Origin of the sequence: Xylanimonas protaetiae, assembly GCF_004135385.1 — a bacterium.
Taxonomy (GTDB): domain Bacteria; phylum Actinomycetota; class Actinomycetes; order Actinomycetales; family Cellulomonadaceae; genus Xylanimonas; species Xylanimonas protaetiae.
Map to the genome: position 1 here is coordinate 149,304 of NZ_CP035493.1, position 22,238 is coordinate 171,541.

The 22,238-nt window shown below is 68.2% G+C and carries 16 protein-coding genes; 9 read left to right on the top strand and 7 right to left on the bottom strand.

The window, feature by feature from the left end:
- The first annotated feature begins 198 nt into the window (after positions 1–198).
- Positions 199–1,830, top strand: coding sequence for an IS1634 family transposase (locus tag ET471_RS00685; RefSeq protein WP_129186106.1), 1,632 nt, complete (start codon positions 199–201; stop codon positions 1,828–1,830).
- Between the two features lie 273 nt (positions 1,831–2,103).
- On the opposite strand, the gene ET471_RS00690 is transcribed toward ET471_RS00685, so the two are convergent.
- Entirely contained in the window at positions 2,104–2,727 is a 624-nt protein-coding gene (locus ET471_RS00690; RefSeq protein WP_129186146.1) for a hypothetical protein, read from the bottom strand.
- A gap of 1,074 nt (positions 2,728–3,801) precedes the next feature.
- Between ET471_RS00690 and ET471_RS00695 the strand changes: the two genes are divergently transcribed.
- Positions 3,802–4,686 carry a hypothetical protein gene (locus ET471_RS00695; RefSeq protein ID WP_129186147.1) on the top strand — a complete coding sequence of 295 codons (885 nt, stop codon included), beginning with the start codon at positions 3,802–3,804 and terminating at the stop codon, positions 4,684–4,686.
- A 202-nt stretch (positions 4,687–4,888) separates the two neighbouring features.
- Here ET471_RS00695 and ET471_RS00700 read toward each other — a convergent pair whose 3' ends face one another.
- From ET471_RS00700 to ET471_RS00710, 3 genes are all read right to left on the bottom strand, one after another.
- Positions 4,889–6,043, bottom strand: a complete 1,155-nt coding sequence (locus ET471_RS00700) for an IS701 family transposase (protein ID WP_165350342.1) — start codon at positions 6,041–6,043, stop codon at positions 4,889–4,891.
- A 183-nt stretch (positions 6,044–6,226) separates the two neighbouring features.
- On the bottom strand, positions 6,227–7,444 hold the full coding sequence (locus tag ET471_RS00705; protein ID WP_165350343.1) for a serine hydrolase domain-containing protein: 1,218 nt from the start codon (positions 7,442–7,444) through the stop codon (positions 6,227–6,229).
- Positions 7,445–7,451: 7 nt separating this feature from the next.
- Positions 7,452–8,231, bottom strand: a complete 780-nt coding sequence (locus ET471_RS00710; protein ID WP_342586058.1) for an aldo/keto reductase — start codon at positions 8,229–8,231, stop codon at positions 7,452–7,454.
- A 360-nt stretch (positions 8,232–8,591) separates the two neighbouring features.
- Here ET471_RS00710 and ET471_RS00715 point away from each other — a divergent pair, with 360 nt between their 5' ends.
- From ET471_RS00715 to ET471_RS00745, 7 genes are all read left to right on the top strand, one after another.
- Complete coding sequence (locus ET471_RS00715; RefSeq protein WP_207207305.1) at positions 8,592–9,818, top strand: sedoheptulose 7-phosphate cyclase; 1,227 nt, start codon at positions 8,592–8,594, stop codon at positions 9,816–9,818.
- Positions 9,815–11,482 carry an FAD-binding oxidoreductase gene (locus tag ET471_RS00720; protein WP_129186150.1) on the top strand — a complete coding sequence of 556 codons (1,668 nt, stop codon included), beginning with the start codon at positions 9,815–9,817 and terminating at the stop codon, positions 11,480–11,482. The genes ET471_RS00715 and ET471_RS00720 overlap by 4 nt, the downstream gene beginning before the upstream one ends.
- Positions 11,479–12,630, top strand: a complete 1,152-nt coding sequence (locus ET471_RS00725; RefSeq protein ID WP_129186151.1) for an acyltransferase family protein — start codon at positions 11,479–11,481, stop codon at positions 12,628–12,630. Before ET471_RS00720 ends, ET471_RS00725 begins: the two co-directional genes overlap by 4 nt.
- A complete protein-coding gene (locus tag ET471_RS00730; RefSeq protein ID WP_129186152.1) occupies positions 12,623–13,717 on the top strand; it encodes a nitroreductase/quinone reductase family protein in 1,095 nt (364 codons plus the stop codon). Before ET471_RS00725 ends, ET471_RS00730 begins: the two co-directional genes overlap by 8 nt.
- Positions 13,714–14,757 carry an ROK family protein gene (locus ET471_RS00735; protein ID WP_129186153.1) on the top strand — a complete coding sequence of 348 codons (1,044 nt, stop codon included), beginning with the start codon at positions 13,714–13,716 and terminating at the stop codon, positions 14,755–14,757. Before ET471_RS00730 ends, ET471_RS00735 begins: the two co-directional genes overlap by 4 nt.
- Complete coding sequence (locus ET471_RS00740; protein ID WP_129186154.1) at positions 14,754–15,890, top strand: alcohol dehydrogenase catalytic domain-containing protein; 1,137 nt, start codon at positions 14,754–14,756, stop codon at positions 15,888–15,890. Before ET471_RS00735 ends, ET471_RS00740 begins: the two co-directional genes overlap by 4 nt.
- Positions 15,891–16,133: 243 nt before the next feature.
- Entirely contained in the window at positions 16,134–17,282 is a 1,149-nt protein-coding gene (locus tag ET471_RS00745; protein WP_165350344.1) for an MBL fold metallo-hydrolase, read from the top strand.
- A 285-nt stretch (positions 17,283–17,567) separates the two neighbouring features.
- Here the strand turns inward: ET471_RS00745 and ET471_RS00750 are convergent, their stop codons facing one another.
- The 3 genes from ET471_RS00750 to ET471_RS00760 all read right to left on the bottom strand — a co-directional run bounded on the left by ET471_RS00750 (position 17,568) and on the right by ET471_RS00760 (position 21,926).
- Positions 17,568–18,143 carry a hypothetical protein gene (locus ET471_RS00750; protein ID WP_129186156.1) on the bottom strand — a complete coding sequence of 192 codons (576 nt, stop codon included), beginning with the start codon at positions 18,141–18,143 and terminating at the stop codon, positions 17,568–17,570.
- A 253-nt stretch (positions 18,144–18,396) separates the two neighbouring features.
- Positions 18,397–21,729: a MobF family relaxase gene (mobF, locus tag ET471_RS00755; protein ID WP_165350345.1), complete on the bottom strand. Its 3,333-nt coding sequence runs from the start codon at positions 21,727–21,729 to the stop codon at positions 18,397–18,399.
- Entirely contained in the window at positions 21,726–21,926 is a 201-nt protein-coding gene (locus ET471_RS00760) for a hypothetical protein (protein WP_129186158.1), read from the bottom strand. Before ET471_RS00760 ends, mobF begins: the two co-directional genes overlap by 4 nt.
- Positions 21,927–22,238 lie beyond the last annotated feature (312 nt).

Below are 22,238 nucleotides of genomic sequence, written 5' to 3' on the forward strand. Positions count from 1 at the left end.
AGGTCTCGAAAGCCCGAGGATTCACCCGTTGATCGCGGCAAGCGGGAGGCAATCTGCACGGCTGGACCACCTGGCAGCACCGACACCTGACTTCGGTCAGGTTCTCCACAGCCCGCGATCCGCAGTTCTCTGACCTGCGGTGATGGTCGTGGCTCTGTGGGTTAGTGTCCTCCTGGAGGCACTAAGTACGCTGCCGGGGTGGTGTGGGTTCGGCGGGTGAGGACGGCGTCGGGTGCGACGGCGGTCCAGATCGTCGAGTCCGTGAACGGGCGGCGGCGGATCGTGCGGCATGTCGGGTCGGCGCATGACGAGGTCGCGCTCGGCCTGTTGATGGATGAGGCGGCCGATCTGATCAAGGGTGACCAGCAGTTGGAGCTCGACCTTGGCCTGCAGGCCGTGTCGAGGTACGCCCCGTTGATTCCCGTCCCGCAGCCGCCGGCCCTGTTCGGGCAGACGCCCTCCCGTGCGCGTGGGTGGATGCCCGCGCCCCTGCTGCGGCGCTCGTTCTCCCGGATCCTGTACGACGCGATCGGGGGCGTGTTCGACGAGCTCGGTTTCGACATCGTCGGCGACGACACCTTCCGCGACCTGGTGATCGCGCGGATCGTGGAGCCGACCTCGCTGCTCGACGTCGACCGGGTCCTGTCCGACCTGGGCCGGGTCGCCGCGTCGCTGTCCACGCGGAAGCGGACGTTGAAGCGGGCGCAGGACGGCCGGTACCGGGACCTGATCGCGAAGGCGTGCTTCACGTTCGCGCAGGCCAGCGATGATGTGTCCCTCGTGCTGTATGACGTGACCACGCTCTACTTCGAAGCGGAGAAGGAAGACGACCTGCGCAAGGTCGGCTACTCCAAAGAACGTCGCGTCGACCCGCAGATCGTCGTCGGCCTCCTCGTAGACAGGACCGGGTTCCCCCTCGAGATCGGCTGCTTCGAGGGGAACAAGGCCGAAACGCTCACGATCCTGCCCGTCATCAAGTCCTTCCAAGCCAGGCACGGCATCGAGGGCATGGTCATCGTCGCGGACGCCGGCATGCTCTCCGGTGCGAACCTGCGCGAGCTCGACGACGCCGGGTTCTCCTTCATCGTCGGCTCCCGCCAGACCACCGCGCCCCTCGACCTGGCCTCGCACTACCGGTGGCACGGCACCGTGTTCACCGACGGGCAGATGATCGACACGATCACCCCCAAGCACCGCGGCGCGACGCCCGTCAATGACGTCAACGTCAAGGCCGAGCCCGTGTGGACGAAGACCGGGACCCCGGCGTCATGGCGGGCCGTGTGGGCCTACTCCGCGAAGAGGTTCGCGAGAGACAACCGGACCCTGACCGCGCAGGAGGACCGCGCCCGATCAGTCATCGACGGTGACAAGCCCGCCCGCGCCACCCGGTTCGTCAAGACCACCGGAACCGCCCGCACCCTCGACGAGACCGCCCTGGCCAGGGCGCGGAAGGTCGCCGGCCTCAAGGGCTACGTCACGAACATCCCCGCCACGGTCATGGCCCCAGGCGAGGTCATCTCCAGCTACCACGATCTGTGGCACGTCGAGCAGTCCTTCCGGATGTCGAAGACAGACCTGCAGGCCAGACCCTTCTTCGCGAGGACACGCGACGCGATCGAAGCCCACCTCACCATCGTCTTCACCGCGCTGGCCGTCTCCCGCACGATCCAGGACCGCACCGGACTGTCCATCCGGAAAGTCCTGCGCGAGCTACGACCACTGCGCTCCGCGACCATCGAGATCAACGGCGTCATCCGCGACGCCGAACCCGCCATCCCCGCCGACAAGCAGGCCATCCTCGACGCGATCAGGAAGCCCGCAAGGCACTAAGGCTCTTGACCCAAGTCAGGTCGAAAGCCCGAGGATTCACCCGTTGATCGCGGCAAGCGGGAGGCAATCTGCACGGCTGGACCACCTGGCAGCACCGACACGACCGCCGCACGCGTGCGCGACTGGGTGTGCGTCAAGATTGTGGTTCCGCAATCAGCCGCCCTCGACGCCGGCGACCAGCCCCAACAGACGTGGACCTTGGCCTCATAGCGGGCGACCACGTCGCGGTCTCGAACGGCCGCCAGGAGCTCGCCGTCGCGGGCGCCGGCGATGCTACTCGGTGGAGTAGTTGGCGCGAACCCACTCGCGCATCTGGGCGCTGGTCTCATCCGTAAGCAACTGCTTGAGGGGCGCTGCGATCAGAGGCCAGAGACAGTAGCGGATGACAGCGGGGTGGCGGTCGGGGTCCGGGCACATGATCAGGCCAAAGAACCGCAGGTAGCGAGTGACGGCGTCCTCGCCGATCTTCTTGATGGCTTCCAGCACGCTCTTCAGCGCAGCCTTGACGACGACTGTCAGCCATGGGAAGTGCCCAAGGCTGAAGGCGGTACGCCGCGCGTTGGTACGGGAGGCAATGTCCTGGGCGCTGGTGTCAGCCCGTTCGCGTGCGCTGTCCGACCCGCCTAATTCGGCCATCACCGCATCGACGAGACTATCCAACGTCACCCCCACGAGTTCAAAGGTCTTGTCGTAGAACTTGCATATCGCGGCCATCACGACGCACCAGAAGTGATTGCCCGGCCGCCTGGCATTCTCTCCCTTCAACCGAGCCTCGATAGCGTGGGCGACCTCCGAGGAAACACCGCGTGCGAGCGCTTCCACTGCGTCGACCTGGCCATCCTGGTTGATCTGCTCGATAAGAACACAGATCAGCTCGGACATGATGGCGTCGAGCACGGCGCGGCGATCCTTTGCGGACTTCACGCCCTGGGGGCGTCGCTTCGCCTCGGGCAGTGTCGTCCATCGACGCGGTTCGGCAGCCTGGCGCGCTGCCTCGCGACTCTCGCGATCGGCCGAAGTGATCGCATCGATGAGCGTGCCGCCGTGCCGCGCGTTCCCGCACTGACACCGGCACGTGCGGCCCGCCGCATTCTCGCAACTGGAAGTATGTGCCACCGTGACACCCCTTTCTGGTCTCAGGGCGCACTCTACGGCGATGCTGGGACATTCCTCGCGAACGCTCTCCATCCGGGTGTGAGTCAGGTTTGTGGTGTCGGTCGGCGTGTGGTGGGCCACAAGAGGTGGTCAGTGAGCACCGAGTGGAGACCGTGCTGGATCGACTTGAGGAGCTCGAGCACGTGACCAGCTACTCGAGGGTCGCCAGCAGAAGGGCGTCGGGCGTTCGGCGCAAAGTGAGTCCCCCGCGGACTAGGGATGTGGTCGTCTGGCCGCTGTGCGGACCTCGCTGCCGGTTCCGCTGACCACCCGATGTTCGTCTTCCCTAGTCAAAGATCGTTCGGCTGGTCCTCCCCGCTGGAAATGTGGTGTCGAGGCCCCGAGCACTCAAGCACCGGCAGCGGCACCGCGCCAGACCGCCGGCGATTTGGCCATGCGCAGGTCACGCTCTCTTCTGGTCCGGAAGCATCTTGCGGCGGGCGATCCACGAGCAGCTCTCTGGGGTGGAACCGACAACACCGTGCGATGGCATAACCATGGACCTTCCACTCTCCGTCCGGCTGATCCGCAAGCGCTTCTTGACAACCACTCGGACTACTGCCACCGGCACACGATTCCTCGTTATATGGGAAACGACGCGCGTCGCCATCATGGCACACAGATCGCGCCAACGAAGCGCGTAGTCGCAGGTTACACCGCAGCATGGCCGTACTCGCGCGGTCCTAGGCCTAGGACCGCTCTCGATGCCCTCCGGAGGCCCTGATGAGCAACTCGGAAACCACGTGGGTATGGCACTACACATCACTTCAGACCCTGCGAAAGATTCTGACGACTGGGACACTCCGTGCCACTGAGGTGAACTTCCTCAATGATCCGCGCGAGCCGTCAATCGCCCACGATGTGTTCCCGAATGTCTTGAAGAAGTTGGAGGAAGTCCCCGAACTGAAGAGTTTCTCCTCACGTGCTCGCTCGTTGTACAGGCAAGTTATCGAAACAGGAACGCCCTCCTGGAACGCACCTCTTGTCCGCGGAGCTCCCCGCTACGTGTTCTGCGCCTCCAGCGACGGCGACAGTTTGTACGCCTGGCGCACCTATGGTTCGGCGGACTCCGTCGGATGTGCGATCGCACTCGATACCAACGAGCACCTTACCGTAGTCGGCTCAGCCGCCAACGGAACCGGGCGCGGCACAGCGATCACCAGATGGGCTCCACTGGCATACAACGCCGACGACGTCATTGAGCGTGCCGAGAAACGGTTGCGTGCCGCCGCAGAGGCCTACAATGACCTCCCTTCCAATGAAGCCTGGCCGATTCTCATCGATGCCATCTGGCAGGCGTGGTCTGAGGTACAGGCCACCACGAAAGACTCTTCGTTCTGCGACGAGAAGGAGTGGCGCGTCACCATCGATGATCCGCGCACCGCATCGGTGAAGTTCTCTGACGACGGCCGAGTTCCACGACCACAGATCGAACTTGCGGGAACGCAAGCGCCAGTCGGCGGGTCGACCCGACCTGCGCTGTTGCCCATCCGTGCTGTGCGGCTGGGACCTGGCGGAGGCCAGCTGGATCGCACCGCAATTAGGTGGCTACTCGCCACGTGCGGTTACCCCGTCGACGGTGAGGAACGTGAGCGAGAGTGGACGGATCCCACCACTGGATTGCCTGACTACTCTTGTGAACCTGACAAGTCGACTAGGGTTGAAATTCTCGACTCAGACCACTTGTTCAGGCGCCCGTAGGGTCGCCGCGACGTGCCACTGCCCGAGTCGAGCAGTGGCTGCTCCGCTTGTGGCCGCCCCCTGCGCGACGAACCGTCCGCCCGTCGTCAGCCGCGCGCTGACCGTCGTGACGGGCGCGAGACGCGAGCGACACGGCTCCCCACTACCGGACCTGTCCGTCGCCACCTCCAACGCCCCGGGTCAACCGCCCCGGTGTCCGGAACTATCCGGCGGCCAGGTGCACGAGCGGCGGGACGTTGTCGGCGCCGTCCTCCGTCAGCACCGACGCGCGGACGGCATGCGCCACCGACACCATCGCCATGTGGTGATACCAACCCTGGTGCGAGCGTCCTTCGTAGTCCGCGGCCCCGAGCTCGCGCGCCATGCCCTCGAACGCACGGTCAGCCTCAGCGACCAGGTCTGTGCGCGCCACCGTCGCGGCGACGTCCTCCTCCATGTCCGTCAGCCACACGCCGGCCCAGCCAGCACCGCTCGACCAGAGTCCCACGAGCGTCGCAGCGATCGAACCAGCCGGACCTCGCAGGACGACGGGCGTGCGGCTGGCGGTCCGCAGGGTCACCCCAGGCACCAGCCGCGCCTGGCCCCGGACGAGTTCCGCAAGGCGCTGGGCGCGAAACCGCCCCGGCGTGCTACCTAACGGCGGCACGCCGTCCTGGGCCTGCAGGTAGGTGCTGCCAGGGATACGCAGAAGGAACGGCAGGCCCTTGGCGCGAGCAGCGGCGATGATCAGACCCGGGTCCGCCTCACGGGCATCCATCATGACTGGCACCGTCCGGTCCACCGGGCGCAGAGCCCGGACCAGCGCGGCTGCGGCATGGGAGGCGGTTGGGCTGTCGTTCCGGACGGGGACGTGCGTCTTCGTCCGCTGCCCTTCGGCCTCATCGCATGTGGCGGCCATGACCATCCGCCAGTCGACGGGCACCGTGAGCCGCTGCCCCACGAACCACGACGCTAGGACGTGCTGGTGGTTGACCGCTCGGCCCAGGCATGGCACCACCTCGTTCTTCACACCGACCGACTGGTCGCCGTGTTTTTCGACGACCATCGGCCGGACAACCCAGCCTCGCGCGACGTCCTCGGCCTGCAACCGGCCGACCAACCGGCCGAGGACGTCGCGAGAGGACCAGGTCGAGCGGCTGATGAAGTGATGGAGCCGCTGCTCGTTAGCAGTCTGCTCGCGTTCGCAACTAGCGATCCGACGGACGGTCTTCCGTCCACTGGCGGCGAGGAGCCCCAGCACGTACTCATGCCCCCGGGTCCGCTGGTCGGACCGCGCCATGCCGGCGAGGACGAGCCGGCACAGCTCGTCCGCTCGCTCTTGTTCCAGCCGAGCCAAGCCGTCCGTCTCGTACGACATCTGTGATCTCCCAGGCGTCCAGGTGTCCAAGCGCCAGACCCGCAGCTGGTTGACGCCCCTGCCGCGCGGCGCCATCGACATTCGCTTCCGAACTCGCGGGCACCCTACTCGCCCGTTCTGTGCTGCTCACCCGTATCGCCCGGGAGTTCACGTAATGAGACCGAGCCGGGGTGTCTGCCGTTGTCACGCCCTCCGGAACTCGATGCCAGGTGTCGCGGAACCGCCTCCAAAGCAGGCGGCAGCGGCCGTCACCACGCTGCCCGCACGCCGATCGTCCGGGCCGAGGGCGATCAGCCGGTTCGGGACGTACGAGACGCCTGCACGGACCCGCGGCCATGCCTGGTTTGCTGACCCGCCCCCGCCGTCGTGCCCAAAACTCGCGCCATCGGCCCCTGGCCTGGCGCGCGTACGCAGACGGTACCCACCGCCCCCGTAGACCATCGGAACCCCAATGATCGCATCCGTGTGGCGGGCATGCTCCCTGGTGGCGTCACGCAGGAGCTCGCGCCCCAGGATCGCTGCGGGTTCGCCCTCGTCACGGGTCGCGTCCGCCGCCAAGAGGCTGTACAACCGAGCGAGGTCACGAGCGGTGCCGACGGCGTTGACCGCCGGGACAAGCGCGGTGAGCCGACGGGGGTCGGACCAGATGGCGGCGTCAGGCGGAAAGGGCATTGGGTTCTGCCAGACCCGCTGAGTCAGCGGGTCGCTGCTGGTGAAGTACCCAGTGAACTGGTCGAGGAACCCGGCGCCGTACTCCGTCCTGGCGACCCGACCCAGGTCACCGGGGCGGACGCCGAAGTGCACGTCCAGCCCATGCGGCGCCGCGACTTCGTCATGGAAGAAGCGTGCAAGATCGCGGCCGTCCACCCGCCGGATGATCTCCGCCACGATCCACCCCGGCGTGAACGGCCCGTACATCAGCGGGTACGCGCGGGGATCATCCTCAGGCGGTTGTGCGGCGAGCACCGCGGCCATCGCCTCGGGATCCTCGACGTCCGCCTGCGAGACCGCCTCGTGCAGCGCGGGCAGGCCTGCGGTGAACGTCACCACCTGGCGGAGGGTGATGCGATCCTTGCCAGCAGCCCCGAACTCGGGCCACCAGACGGAGACCGGTCGGTCGAGGTCAAGCCCGGCACGCTCGACGAGGACGAGGAGGGCTGTCGCGACCAGGCCCTTGCTGCCCGAGAAGATCAGCTGCAGCGTGTTCCGCTCCCACGGGCGCTCGTCGTAGGCGTCCGCGACGCCGCCCCACAGGTCGGCGACGAGGTCGCCGTCGACGGCAACGGCAAGCGCCGCACCGAGCTCGTCACGATGCGTGAAGTTGCGGACGAACTCGGCTCGCAGTGGCTCGAAGCCGCTGTGGACAGTCCCCTGGACCGCGTCCGCCGTCTCTGTCGTCACGACGCCGTCACCCTTCCACGAGACGCAGCAGCTGCTCATCGGTGAGCTCAATGCTGCCAGCCGCGACGTTCTCAGCCAGGTGCTCGACCGACGTCGTGCCCGGGATGGGGGCGATCACCGGAGAACGATAGAGCAGCCAGGCAAGTGACACCTGGGCTGGCGTCGCTCCCACCTCCGCCGCGATCTCGGCAAGCACTCCCCCAGGCTTCGCGAGCTCGCCCACAGCGATCGGGAAGAACGGCATGTAAGTTATCCCGCGGCTCTCGCAGTGATCGATGACCGCCCCGTCATTCCTGGCAGAGAGGTTGTACTGGTTCTGCACGACCGCTATGTCCGCAACCTGTGAGGCCTTCTCGATCTGGTCGACCGTCACCATGGACAAGCCAATGTGCCCGATCTTTCCCGCATCCTGCAGTTCCTTGAGAGCCCCGACCTGATCCTCGAGCGGGACCTGGGAGTCGATCCGGTGCAGCAGGTAGACGGGGAGGCGCTCGAGTCGCAGGCGCCGAAGACTGAGCTCTGCCTGCTGCTTGAGGTACTCGGGGCGTCCGAGCGGGACCCACTCCTCCATCGACGGCCCCGGGCGCACGACGCCAGCCTTACTGACGACCACCACGTCGTCGCGACCGCCCAAGGCTTCGCCGAAGATCTCCTCGTTCGCGCCGAGCGCGTACGAGTCCGCCGTGTCGAACAAGGTGACGCCGAGATCTGCGGCGTGGCGCACCAGGCCGACGGCGGCCGCTCGGTCCGCCGGACCGTGCCAGACGTCGCCGTCAGCCAGCCGCATCCCCCGTAGCCGATCCGCCCAACCTGCAGGTCCTGCCCGATCAGCACGGCGGGCTCCGCGCTAACTGAACTCTCGTCAATGGTCATCTGTCGCCCTCCTGGCAACTCGTTACTCCGGAAGCGCCAACGCTCATCGCTCGAGGTGGCGCGAGCCAAGCGCTCCCGCCGGAAGGTGTCATGACGGCTGGACTATGTCAGGTCGGGCGTGACGCACGACATTCTCGACATGACAGAGTCCCTTCGAGGTGACGCACTGGGCCACGAGTCCTGGCCTCGTGCGGATCGCAGGCGGTTGCCTCCTCCACGTCATCGGTGCCGTCCGACAGGGCGGCCCGTCACCGCGATCGAGGAGGCAATACTGGTGAGCGAGATCCTCTCCCCTGCCAGACACGATGGTGCCGGCGTTTTTATCGAGCCACGGAATGTCGACTCGTGGCGCGTGCGGGCCCAGAAGGATGTCGCATACGAAGTCCGGTTCTGCGAAGACGTGTTCGACCCTCGGTCCACGGCTCTGCTCGAGACCGGCGTACCTGACAGTCCGAGAAGCCTGCGCCGGTTCGTCGTCATCGACTCCGTGATCGACAACCTGCACGGCGAACGGATCCGGGCCTGGTTCGACCACCATCGTGTCGAGGCGCACCTTCTCGTCCTCGAGATCGACGAGACCGTCAAGACGCTGGACATGCTCGCTCAGGTCGCCGCCGAGTTCGACGCTTTCGGGATCGACCGACGGCGTGAGCCGATCATCGTGATCGGTGGGGGCGTGATCATGGACATCGTCGGCCTTGCGGCCAACCTCTACCGCCGCGGCACCCCCTTCGTCCGCGTCCCCACGACGCTCATCGGGTTGGTCGATGCGGGAGTCGGCGTGAAGACCGGTGTCAACTTCAACGGTCACAAGAACCGTCTCGGCACCTACTTCGAGAAGTCCCTGACCCTGCTCGACCCGTCGTTCCTCCGCACGCTCGACGAGCGGCACATCTCGAATGGCATGGCCGAGATTCTCAAGATCGCCATCGTCAAGGATCGTGACCTCTTCGACGTGCTGTCTCTCTCCGGTCCTGAGCTGATCGACCGACGTTTCCAGAACGAGGACCGTTCCGGGCGCCGGGCCGCGGCTTACGTCCTCGAGCACGCCATCCACGGGATGCTCAAGGAACTTCAGCCCAACCTCTGGGAGGCGGACCTGGAGCGGGTCGTCGATTACGGCCACACCTTCAGCCCCACGGTCGAGATGCACGCGCTGCCGGCGCTGCTCCACGGCGAGGCGGTGTGCATCGACATGGCCCTCACGACGGTCATGGCGGCACGCCGCGGGCTGATGACGGACTCGGAGATGCGGCTCGTTCTCGACGTGATGCGTGCCCTGCGCCTGCCCGCCTGGGACGACTGCCTTGAGCCTGAGCTACTCGCACGTGCTTTGGAGGACACCCGCCGGCACCGGGACGGTCAGCAGCGGCTGCCGCTTCCCGTCGGCATCGGCGCCTGCACGTTCGTCAACGACGTCACCACTGACGAGATCACCGCGGCACTGCACCAGCTCCGCTCTCTTGTGTCCGACGGCGCCCCTCAGGAGTCCCGCGCATGACTCGCACCCAACTCACCCGTCGCACGGTCCTCACGGCTGCCGGTGCAAGCACAGCCCTCTTCGGGCTGTCGAGGCTCCACGGATCGGCCGGGGATCTGCTGTCCGCGGTCGTCGAGGCGGACACGTCCGGTGCAGCGGCGACGGCGTTGACCGTGACCCCGACCGACCGCCAGTACTGGGATCTGGTCTCTCCGTTCAACCAGCGCTGGGTCGGATCGCCCGATGCCGTGCGGCTGCCCACGACGACCGAGCAGGTCGTCAACGCCGTGCGGGAGGCGGTCCGAGCAGGAAAGCGGCTCTCGGTCCGCGGCGGGGGGCACGGCTACGAGGACTGGATATACAACTCCCAGATCAAGGTCGTCGTCGATATGAGCCTGATGCGCCGCGTCTACTTTGACCCGGCTCGCCAGGCGTTCGCAGTCGAGGCGGGGGCCTCGCTGCTCGATGTCTACACCGGCTTGTATGAGGGCTACGGCGTGACGGTACCCGCCGGGGTGTGCGCCACGGTCGGCATCGGGGGGCACGCCTGCGGCGGCGGTTACGGCATGCTGTCGCGCAAGCACGGCCTGATTGTCGACTACCTGGAGGCCGTGGAGGTCGTGACGGTGTCCGCGACGGGGATCGTCAGGCCCGTCGTCGCGACCCGGGACCCGGCCGATCCGAATCACGACCTGTGGTGGGCCCACACCGGTGGCGGAGGCGGCACCTTCGGCGTCGTGACCAGATACTGGTTCCGCTCCAAGAACACAACCAGCACCGACCCGACGGAGCTGCTACCGGCTCCGCCGGTCCAAGTACTCTCCGTGACGGCCGAGTGGCCTTGGGACCAGATCACCGAGCAGGGCTTCGCGAAGTTGCTGCGGGCCTACGGTACGTGGCACGAACGGCATTCCGGGAGGGCGGACCCCTACGCCGGCCTCTGCAGCTGGCTCTTCGTCCCGCACCGGACGGGCGGGAAGATCAACGTGCTAATTCAGATGGACGGCTCCAGGGGCGACGCCGAGCATCTCGTACGCGCCTTCCTCGACGAGCTGGACGCTGCTGCGGGCGTGCTGCGTACGGAGAACGTGCTGCGCACGGAGTGGCTGAAGGCGACCCGTCACATGGGCATGGGCTCCCCACTGCAGACGTCGCCGACGCTCCGCGGCGAACACAAGTCCGCGTACCTACGCAGGAGCTTCACCGAGGAGCACATCGCGGCCGCGTGGAAGCACCTGACTCGCGCCGACTACGACAACGGTTACGGCATGTTCGTCGCCACCTCGTACGGCGGCGCCATCAATGATGTCGCTCCGGACGCGACGGCCGTGCACCAGCGTGACGCGATTCTCAAACTGCTCTTCCAGACCTACTGGACCGACCCGTCGCAGGACGCGCGGCACGTCTCCTGGCTCCGCGACCTCTACGAGGAGATGTACGCCTCGACCGGCGGCGTGCCGGTCCCTGGCGAGGTCACGGCTGGCTGCTACGTCAACTACCCGGACGGCGACATCAGCGACCCTGCCCGTAACCAGTCCGGGGTCCCGTGGACCACGCTGTACTGGGGAGACAACTACTCCCGGCTCCAGCGAGTGAAGGCCGCGTACGATCCGACCGACTTCTTCCGGCACGCACAGTCGGTGCGGCTGCCCGGAGTCGCCCCGGTGAACGGGGGCCGACCATGATGCGCGGCCCGGCGCTCGACTCCTTGACGTCCACCCGGTTCGTCGCTGCGCTCATGGTGTTTGTCACCCACGTGACGGTCAACCACGTCGTTGCCGACAAGTCCCTGGCGGACGGGCTGGACCGTTGGCTGGGGCGCCTCGGCTACGCGGGAGTGACGTTCTTCTTCGTCCTATCCGGGTTCGTGCTGATGTGGTCCGCTCGCGAACACGACACCATGCGCGCGTTCTACCGCCGCAGGATCGTCAAGATCTTCCCGAACCACCTCGTCACCTGGGTCGTCGGACTCGCTCTCATGGTGGGCACCGGTGCGATCGCCGCCGTTCCCATCGCCTCGCTTATGCCCAGCCTGTTCCTTGTCCAGTCCTGGAGTACAGACTTGCCGGTGCTGTTCGGCACCAACGGGCCGTCGTGGTCCCTGGCCTGCGAGCTGCTGTTCTACTTCTCGTTCCCGCTGCTCGCTCCCCTGGTACGAGCCGTACGGACGGATCGCCTGTGGTGGGCCGTCGGCGCCGCCTGCCTTTTCGAGCTGGCTGTCCCCGCGGTCGCGAGCATGCTGCCGGGCACCGAGCCGTCGCCTTTCCAGAACATGCCGTGGACCCAGAACTGGTTCGCGTACTTCCTGCCTGCCGGCAGGGTCGGCGACTTCGTGCTCGGTATGGTGCTGGCCAGGGTCGTCGCCGAACGTCGGCTGCCACGGGTTGGAGTCCCTGCCGCGCTGGTACTGGCGGGACTCGGCTACGCCGGGGTCCTGCTCCTGCCCGGTCCGTTCGGCTTGGTCGCCCCGGTGGCTCTCCCGCTCGGCCTGCTCGTCGCCGTGCTCGCCCACCGTGAGGTCGACGGTCGGGCGGGATGGCTCGCCGCCAGGCCGCTGGTGCGGCTTGGCGAGATCTCATTCGCCTTCTACATGGTCCACTTCCTCGTCCTGCAGTACGGGCCGCTCGGCCTCGCCACACGGGCACCTCAGGACGTGCCGCGCCAACCCGCAGTCGCGGCAGTTCTCGTGGTGACGTCGCTGGCGATCAGCCTCGGACTCGGCTGGGCGCTGTTCCGGCTCGTCGAGGTGCCCGCCATGAACCGCTGGGGGCGAACCGTCAAGCGCGAACCAGCCGTGCCTCCGCCCATGATCGAGGAGGCGCTCCGTGGCTGACCCCGTGGTCGCCGAGTTCCGTGCCAACCAGGGGCGGGTTGCCGGCCTCGCGAACAAGCACCTGCTCCTGCTCACCGTCACTGGCCGCCACTCCGGGACGGGTCGCACCACTCCGTTGCTCTACCTCCCGGACGACGAGGCCTACGTCGTCTTCGGCCTAAACGGTGGAGCCCCGAGGAACCCTGCTTGGGTCGGCAACCTCATAGCCGCGGGACACTGCGAGATCGAGGTGGGCGAGCGCACGCTGATCGCGACGGTGGAGCGTGCGACCGGGCGCGATGCAGAGAGCCTCTGGCGTCGACAGGTCGCGCTTGTACCGGAGTTCGAGACGTTCCGAAGCCGGACCACACGGCCAATCCCGATCCTTCGGCTGCGGCCCCTCACTGTCGGCTTCGGGCCACGACCCCAGGTGGACCGTCCCCGCGGCCGCACCGAGCTCGACGTGGAGGCGATCCTCTTCGACATGGACGGCACGCTCGTCGACTCCGAGGAGTCGATCAACGCCGTGTGGACGGCCTTCGCGCTCCGGCACGGCCTGGACCCGGAGCAGGTCGTCGCCGGCGTGCATGGCCGGACCGGGTCGGAGATCATCGCCGACCATGTCACCGACCCCGAGGTTGCCGCCGTAGAGCGGAGGCGGATGGTGGAGGAGCAAGCAGACGCCGCCGACGTCGTACGGGAGGTCGCCGGAGCGAGCCGTCTGCTGCGCGCGCTGCCCAGAGCGGCGTGGGCGATCGTGACGGCCGCCCCTCGGTGCATCGCGATCCGGCGCATCGCCGCTGCCGGTCTTCCTATGCCCGACGTCCTGGTCAGCGCGGAGGACGTCCCGCGGGGGAAACCTGATCCCGAGGGGTTCCTCCACGCGGCCCGGGCCCTGGGCGCTACACCGGAACGCTGTCTCGTGTTGGAAGACTCTCCCGCTGGGATCGAGGCCGGCGCACGCGCTGGCGCGACAGTCGTGCAGGTCGGCGCGCCGGACGGCGGTGCCGTGCACGGCGCTGACCTCATCGTGCCTGACCTGACACACCTCCGGGTCCAGGCCCGCGGGTCCCGAGGGCTGCACGTCACCGTCGAGGACCACGCATGACCGTGGCCACCGGACCTCAGGTCGACCTTGACATCGGGGGTACCTGGTTCCGCGCCCGGGTCGCGAACAACTCGGGCGCGGAACCCTTCGAAACCGTGCTCCCGGCCCCGAGCCTCTTGCGGCGCCCCGACCGCCACGTCGGAGACCTGATCGCGGACCTCGTCGACCTGCTCGACCGTTCAGCTCCTCCCGGTGCCGACGTCGCGGTATCGCTGGGTGCAGCGATGGACGAGACGACGGGAGTCGTCCGCGGGTCTGGGCCGTTGTGGGGGGACTGGACGGGGCAGTTGCCGCTGGCCGACCTGCTCCGGAAACGCCGACCCGACGCACGTTGGGCCATCTTCAACGACCTCACCTGCGGGGTCGCCTCACTCGCCGCCTCCGCGCCGGCGGAGGCGGCGCAGATCACCTACATGACGGTCAGCAGCGGCGTGGCGCTCCGTACCGCCGATCGAACGCGAGGGGTTATCGAGGTGGACCGGTGGGGCCTGCAGGGAGAGGTGGGACACGGACCAGCCGCTCCGGTCGATCGCCAGATCCTCCAGCACTGGCCACTACCCTGCGAGTGCGGTGGCCTCGGTCACGTCGCGTCCCTCGCTTCCGGCCCGGGCTTGAGCCGCGCGGCGCACGCCCTTGGACTCGGACCTGCCAAGGACTTCGCCCAGCGGTTCCCCTCACTCCTCGATCTCGGTGATCCGCTGGCACAGACACTCCTCACCGAGGCAGTGCGCCCCGTCGCCGAGGCTATCCGGGGACTGTGGCGCGTTCGTCCCCACGCGGAACTGGTCGCGGTAGGCGGTGGAGTCGCCAGCGGCCTCGGCCGCCGGTACGAGAGGGAGTTGCGCCGACTGCTCGTCGAGGATCGGACGTACGCGGACGGCGGACGGGACCACGCCTGGGTCGCCGAACACGTCTGGGTGACGTCTGACACGGATCTCGACCTGCGGGCTGGAGCTCGCCTGCTCGCCAACCACGTGCTACGCCCGCTGCGTCCGGGCGGAGACCACCATGTCAACCACAACCAAGGAGACGCTCGATGACGACCACCACCACCCGTAGCAGCCGCACGCCGTCGACCACGACGAGAGACTCGGCCACGCATCGTGCGATTATCCGGGCGCCCACGAAGTGCGTGTTCGTCGAGGTGCCGACGCCCCAGCCTGGTCCCGGCGAGATCCTGCTCGCACCGGAGGCCGTCGCCGTGTGCGGGACAGACATCCAGATCCTGCGCCGAATGCGGCCGGATCCCGCGGACGTCGTCGGCCATGAGGGCTTCGCCCGCGTCGTCGCCGTCGGATCAGGCGTTACCGGAACCGCGGCGGGAGACCGTGTCATGGTCAACCCAACCGCACCCGGCAACCCGAACTTCCTCCTTGGACACAACGTCCCGGGCCTGCTCCAAGAGCGCGTCGTCGTCAATGCCGCAGCGGTCGCAGGCGGACAGCTCCTGCCAGTTCCCGACCAGCTGCCAGCGGCGCTCGGCACGCTCACGGAGCCACTGGCCGTCGTCACCTACGCGCTGGAATGTCTCCGCAACACGGCACCCCGGCACCTCGTCGTTGACGGTGGAGGTCTCATCGGACTCCTCGCCGCCACCCGGGCACGACGGGTCCTCGGCGCGGACACAGCGATCACCGTCCTGCACCGGCACGACGCCGTTCGCCGCTGGGCAGTCGATCGCATCCCTGGCATTCACCGCACCTGGAGCCTGGACGACGACCCCATGGGGCTGGCCGACGTCTCCGACGGCGCCGCGCTCCTGTCCGCCGTCTACCGGGACGCGACGACGCAGCACGTCGAACGGCTTCTTGAGGTGCTCGGGAACCGCCTCATTGCGGTCCACGTGATAGGAGGTGTACAGGACTCGGCCCACCTCCGCGACTCCAACAGTGTCGATCTCGCCGCAGTCCGTGCCGACAACACCGGCGGTCCCTGGCCCCCGCATGCCTCGTCCGCGGGAAGCCAGTTGTTCACGGGTAACCGTGGAGTGTCGAACGCGAGGCTGGCCCTCGCGGCAGGTGACCTCGCCGCCCACGGGCACGAGCAGGCGTCGCTTCTGACGCACGTCGTCGGGCCGGAGGACGGAGTGCGCTTGCTGAACCGCATCGTTGCCGGCGACCGCCACGACAGCTCGGGCGAGCCCATAATCCGCCTGGTGATCCGGTTCGGGTGAGCCATGAGCATCCCGTACGGCGGACGACCGCCGCTTCCCCCCTCGGCTTTCGCCCGGTAGCTCCTCAGTTCCCGACAGGCCCGGCAGCGACTACGCAAGGCACCCAAACCGCGAACACGGTTGGATCGAGAACATGGGCGACGAGAGGGGAACGTGATGGTGTGGGTGAACTCGACGCACACGCAGTGGGCCGCAGGTCAGGGGTTCTTCCGTTCAGGCAGGATCAGCACGGACCACGTCACGGTGAACTACGTCTACGACTGCGGGTCGGTCGGGAGCACCGCTCGGTGCAAGGCGGAGATCCGCACCTACACGTCAGGCGACGGTGCGCCGTCGAAGGTCGACATGGTCTTCCTGTCGCACTTCGACCAGGACCACGTTAACCGAGTCAAGGACCTCGTCGCGGCCATTCCGGTCGAACGCTTCGTCATCCCGCTCGTCTCGGCGCCCGAACGACTCCTGGCCCTTGCGCGATCGCTCGACAGCCGCGAACCGATCGACCCCGACGGCTGGTACGCATCGTTCGTCGTCAACCCGCGAGGCGCGCTCACCGCCCTTCCCAACCAAGCCGGGGACGCCGAGATCATAGAAATCCCTCCAGGGACAACGCCAGAGTTCGCTGACGACGACGTGCTGGCCGCTGGCGACGTCACTGAGCCAACAGGTGCGGCGACGACCTGGGTCCCGCCTCTCGTGACGAGGCCTGCCCGCATCGAGGCCGCAACGCGCGGCGGTAGGACCCGCCCAGTTTGGCTGTGGGAGACATACGTGCTCGCAGACGTCACAGACCGCCAGAGACTGTTCGTGCAGGCGCTCGCCCAGGAGCTCTGCGTGGACGCCGAGAGCCTCGCCAAGGACATTGACCGCACCGCGTGCGTGCGCTCACTAGTTATGAACGAGTCCCGAGCGCTGCGTAAGGCGTACGAGGCCGTCAGCACAGATCTCAACTTCACGTCGCTCATGCTGTACTCAGGCCCCGTCAACGCGATCGGGACGGGAAACAGCGCCAAGTCGTGGCGGACGCGCCACGGTGGCGTAGACCGCGCCGAGATTGCCGCCTGGGACGTGCGTCCTGGTTGGCTCGGAACTGGCGACGCCCCGCTCAACTCCGCCGGCAGGCTCAAGGAGTTCGGTCGGGTCTTCGAACGGCACCTCCCCAACGTCGGAACATTCGCCCTCCCACATCACGGCTCACGGTGGAGCCTGGACCCGGTGCTCCTCGACATGTTCAGTCCGCCACTGCCGGCATGCGTCGTGTCCGCAACAACCCCGCGCTACGGCCATCCTCATCCGGAGACGCAGACCGCGGTACACGACCGCGGGTTCCACCTGGTGCAGGTCACCGGGGACCCTCGTTCACGATGGACGAGTTCCGCCACCAGTTGGCTCTGACCTGGGCAATGCCCGACGCGCCAGCACCTGCCTCCAGGCCCCTCCCTCACACCCCGGGCCACGTCACCAGCATCATGACCAGCAACAACTAGGGCTGGCCGCGCGCGCTGACAGCGCTCATGGGCGTCCGGGATCTGCTAACGGAACGTGCGCGAGGACGCGGCGCACCGGGCGGATCAGCCGGTACTCCGGCCCCCGGAAGGTCCGCCGGGCAGCGCACCGCCTGATCGTGACCGCGTGCGGACGGCTCGCGCACACCGGTTACGCGGCCCGGGCCGCCCGACGTCACGGCACACGGGCGTGACGACCAGCCCATCGCCATGCTGGGGCGACGTCCTTGCCCACCAGTCCTGCAGCCCCACGAGTAGCGGCCCTGACACGGCAGAGCATGGCAGCAGCAGGAACCTGCCTGTCAGGCTCCACGAGTGTGCGACAAGGGCAGAGGTTGACAGAGCCGTCTGTTCTAGCCGACCCGGTCACCACGGGCGATCCGGTCGCCAGTCGTTCCCTGGGCGTGACGCCCCACCCTGCCAGCCAGCCCTCACCCGCCGCCTTCATCTTTCGGAGCCCCCTCAAGGCGCCCACGATCGGCCAGAAGACGAAGGCGCTGGCGAACTTCAGCCCGTCGAGGGATGCGACGTAGATGGCGAGGCGGAGCCATCCGTTGGTCTCGGCGGCGGGGAGCTTGTCGAGCCACATTGCGAGATTGCCGTAGGCGAGGAACAGGACGATGGACAGTGGCCAGGCGTAGCGAAGGTGGCCGGGCTGGCGCATCCAGTTGGTGATGATGTTGGTCGGGAAGTACCTCTGCGAGAAGTTGACGTACGCGCTCGCGAGGAGAAACGAGAGTTGGAAGGCCACGGCCGCCTCCTTGGGTCGGTGCCGTCTCACGACGAGACAGCGACGACAGGACGGTGCGCCGGTTCGGCGCCTTCGTGCAGGTGCCGCTGGGACGCCTGTGGACGGCGGCATTCGCATTCTTGTGTCCCTCGCCCACGGGCGAGGCCCGCCCCACCGGTTCTCCACAGCCTCTCGATCGGGTCGCGCCCACCTGCCCCGAGGCGCCGACGCTGGTGCCATGCGTGTGCGTCGCGGTGCCCGGGTGGATGCCGCCTCACCGGGGTGTGAGGTCGACGTCGAACTGCTCGACGCCGGCGGCCCACCCGGGTCCTGCGATCTGCTGAGCCCACCGGATTGCGGTCTGTGCGCGTTGGCGGTCGCGGGTCTGGGCGACGGTGACGGGGTCACCACCGAGGACCGTGCGTGGGCCGATCTGGTACCGGTCGCGGTAGGCGGCGACGACCGCGGCCTGCGCGAGCCAGGCACGGCGTTCGGCTTCCGTCCCCGGCCGGGGCCCGAGGTCGGCGACCCACGGTTGCCGGTCACGGATGGCCGCGGCTACCAGGTCGTTCGCTCGTTGCACGATGAGGGCGGCGCGCTGGTCCAGCGCGGTGCGGGTCTCGTCGTCGATCGGGCCGTGTGCCTCGGGCACGAGTCCAGCGATCAAGTGGGGTTCGTGGCCGGTGGCGGGTCGCCCGGCGGTGTTCCAGAGCCGCCACGTAAGGATTGCGGCCACGTTCTCGGCGTCCTCGAACCCGCGTCCGGCCACGACACGCTCAAGCAGGGCCTCGGCGTCGCCGCGGATGGCGTCAATGCGGCGCAGCTCGACACACAGGGGCCCGAAGGCGTCGTCGTTGACGACGGCGGCTGCCTGGTCGGGATTGAACCCAGCACGGTCGATCAGGGTGCGGGTGACGGCGTCGGCCCAACGGTCGTGGTGGGCGAGGGTGGCGATGGTCTCGTACTCGGCCGCGAGCTGGGCGATCGACGCGTACCGCTCCCGCTCGGTGCTGATGGTCTCGTGCGCGGAGGCCTCGACGCCCGTGTGGGCGAGCACGTTCGTGAGCACGGTGTGGGCGGTGATCTGGTCGGTGATCGGGTGGGTGTGCAGGTCGTCGGCATTGTCGAGGGCGACGTAGGCGGTGTTCGCGTGGCGTCCGCGGGTCATGGCCACGTAGAGGTTCTCCCGGCTGGTACCAGTCGCGACGACGACGTGGCAGGTGTCGACGGTCATGCCCTGGGCGCGGTGAGCGGTGACGGCGTAGCCGAGGTCGACGTGCTGGGTGACGTAGTCGGCGGGCAGGACGACGCTCGCGCCGGTGTGCCAGCCCTCGCGGCGGACCTCCATGCCGCCGTCGCGGTGGACGTCGGTGACGCGCCACCGGTCGCCGTTGCGGACCCATCCGCCGCAGGCGGTGCGCAAGGTGCGGTTGTTCCGGCGGGTGATGACCAGGTCTCCGGTCGACGCGCGGGCGTCGTTGGCGAGGGTGGCCTCGCGGTCGGCGAGGGTGTCGCCGTCGAGGATGCGTTCGGCGCGGGCCCGGGCGTTGAGGTCGCGCACGTGGTCGGCCGAGTCCGTCACCAGCAGGGTGCGCAGCTCGGCGCGGGTGTCGGCACGCCAGGCGGCGTAGGCGGCGTCGACCATCTCCTCGCTGGTGCCGGCGCGGACGCGGTCGTGGTCGATGTACGTCTCGACGACATCGGTGTCGCCGTCGCGCAGGTCGAGCGAGGCCCGCTTCTCCCACTCGTGGAGGAACCGGTGCACCTCGGTCAGTTGGGGGACGCGGCCGCCGCGCTCGTGGCGCAGCATGGAGAACGCTCCCCCGGCGTCGACGGACTGCAGTTGGGCGTGGTCACCGACCAGGAGCACCTTGGCTCCCGCCTGCGCGGCAAGGCCGGTGATGCGGTCGAGGGTCAAGGTGGAGGCGAGGGTGGCCTCGTCGATGATGACGAGCTGCCCCGCCGTGAAGTCGGCGCGGCCGTGGTCGTGCTCGTGGAGCCACTTGGCGGTGTTGTCACACCCGATCTGCAAGTCACCGGCGAGCACCTGCGCGGCCGCGGCCGACGGGGCGAGCCCGACGACGGAGCCCGGGCCGTACTGGGTGACCCAGACGTGGCGCAGCGCCGTCATCGCGGTGGTCTTGCCCGCACCCGCGGGCCCCAGGAGAAGGTCGACCTGCCTCCCCGAGGTGGCGATCTGTTCCAGGGCGTCGGCCTGCTCGACCGACAGGACCTGCCCGTTGTGCTCCCTGGCCGTGATCGCCGCGACCACCTGCCGTGCGAGGTACGGGGCGCTCAGGTCGTTGCCGCGGTCGATGAGCCGCTGCTCGGCAGCCAGGATCATCTGCGACGTCAGCACTTTGCCGTGCAAGGGCCGGAACATGCTCGTCCCGTCGGCCCGGCGCAGGCGCGCGGGTGTCACGCTCGCCTCGGGCGGGGTGACCTGGACGGACTGCTCCTCCGCGGCCGCGACGATCGCGGCCACGGCCTGCTCGCGGTCCGTGGTGGTGGCGAACCGCCATCCGCCCGTCTGACGGGAGGCCTCGGCCCACAGGTTCCAATGCCGCCACGTCGAACGCTTCTGCGCCACAGCCGTCACGACGCGCGCGCCCACCTCGGCGAAGATCTCGGCAGGGACGCGGTCGAACGTCAGGGACGCGCCCGCCGGACCACGCGTGATGCCCGCCGCCCAGGCGGCCGGGTCCTCGCCTACGAACCGTCGGGCGCGTTCGCGCCACGACGCGGTCAGATCGGCCAGGGATCGGATGTGCTTCTCGGGCCGGGTGTCCAAGGTGGCCTGGGCGCGCATCTTGATGACCGCCGCCCGCGACGGCGCCCTGCCGTGCGCGGCGACGTACTCGGCCACGAGCCGGTCCTTGAATTCCTCGATCATCCGGGTCCGCGAGGAGAACTCGGCGATCAGGGACTCCCCGACACCGGCGATCTCCCACTGCGCGGAGCGCTCGTCCCCACGCAGCCGACGCTCCCAGGCGACGCCGAGCTCGGAGGTGAGCCGGTCGGCAAGGACGGCGTTGTAGTACTCGCTCAGCCCCACGGTCGCGGCGTGCAGCGAGCGGCTGTCAAGCCCACGCCACACCCCGTCCTGGAGCGTCTTGACCTTGTTCGAGACGACGACATGCGTGTGCAGCTGCGGGTCGTTGGCGCGCGAGTCGTAGTGGTCGAACGCGGTGGCCTCGATGCCGATGACGGGAACCTGGGCGCGCGAGGCGTACCCGATGCGGGTGCTGGCGACCTCACGTTCCAGGAGGCCGATCACGTCCGCGATGGCGGCATGGTGGATCTCCGCGATCCGCGCCTGCGTCGACGCATCGGACAGCGCCCACAACACGGACACCGACTTAGCCACGGAGAACGTCAGGTCATACCCAGCCACGGCCGTCGGGGTCGACCTGCCCGACTCCACCCGCGTGATCGCCTCCACCGCGGCAGCACGCTCATTCTCGGCAAGGCCCGCTGGCAGCGCTGGGGCGCCCGCATCGATGCGGTCGCTCAGCGACGGGTACCGCCGGAAGTCGGCCCCGAGCGGGACACCAGTGATGGGGTCGTGGCCACGACCCAGGAGGGCCTCGAGCTGGGTAGCGGTCACCGGGTCGCCGGGCGCGAGTCCGCCGTCACCGAACTCGCCGACGCCACCCCGAGCCAGTAGCCCGGCGGGGTTCCTTCCTCCAGGTAGTACCGCGTCAACGGCGTGCGCAGCGACCGGTTCCCGTCACCGGTCACCACCGATCGCAGCAGGTACTGGTAACCCTTGCCCGCCGACATCACACGCAGCGACACCGTCATCCGCCACCTCCGCTACACAGGTGTGCCGCGCAGCACTCGAACCTCACTGGCCAGACGTGTGAGGCGCCTGGGAGGGGTGACGACCGCGCGGCGCGCTGGCCGCCGGCCGGTTCGTGCACGTGGCCGCGACGCGCGACTCCGGGCACTGCGAGCCGGACATTCCGGTGCGTCCCACGCGGGCCTCGGTGTGGCTGGAACACCTGGTGCACAGCGGCCGGATCAGCCGCCGGAGATCACCACGTGGACTCGCACCGTTTGCGGGGAGGGCGATGACATGGGAGAAACGTTCCCGATGGCAACCGTGTGGCGGGT

Coding starts and splice junctions, on each gene's coding strand:
- ET471_RS00700 (WP_165350342.1), bottom strand. CDS start 6,043: ATGTCGTACGAGACGGACGGCTTGGCTCGGCTGGAACAAGAGCGAGCG.
- ET471_RS00720 (WP_129186150.1), top strand. CDS start 9,815: ATGACTCGCACCCAACTCACCCGTCGCACGGTCCTCACGGCTGCCGGT.
- ET471_RS00740 (WP_129186154.1), top strand. CDS start 14,754: ATGACGACCACCACCACCCGTAGCAGCCGCACGCCGTCGACCACGACG.
- ET471_RS00735 (WP_129186153.1), top strand. CDS start 13,714: ATGACCGTGGCCACCGGACCTCAGGTCGACCTTGACATCGGGGGTACC.
- ET471_RS00760 (WP_129186158.1), bottom strand. CDS start 21,926: ATGACGGTGTCGCTGCGTGTGATGTCGGCGGGCAAGGGTTACCAGTAC.
- ET471_RS00725 (WP_129186151.1), top strand. CDS start 11,479: ATGATGCGCGGCCCGGCGCTCGACTCCTTGACGTCCACCCGGTTCGTC.
- ET471_RS00710 (WP_342586058.1), bottom strand. CDS start 8,231: ATGCGGCTGGCTGACGGCGACGTCTGGCACGGTCCGGCGGACCGAGCG.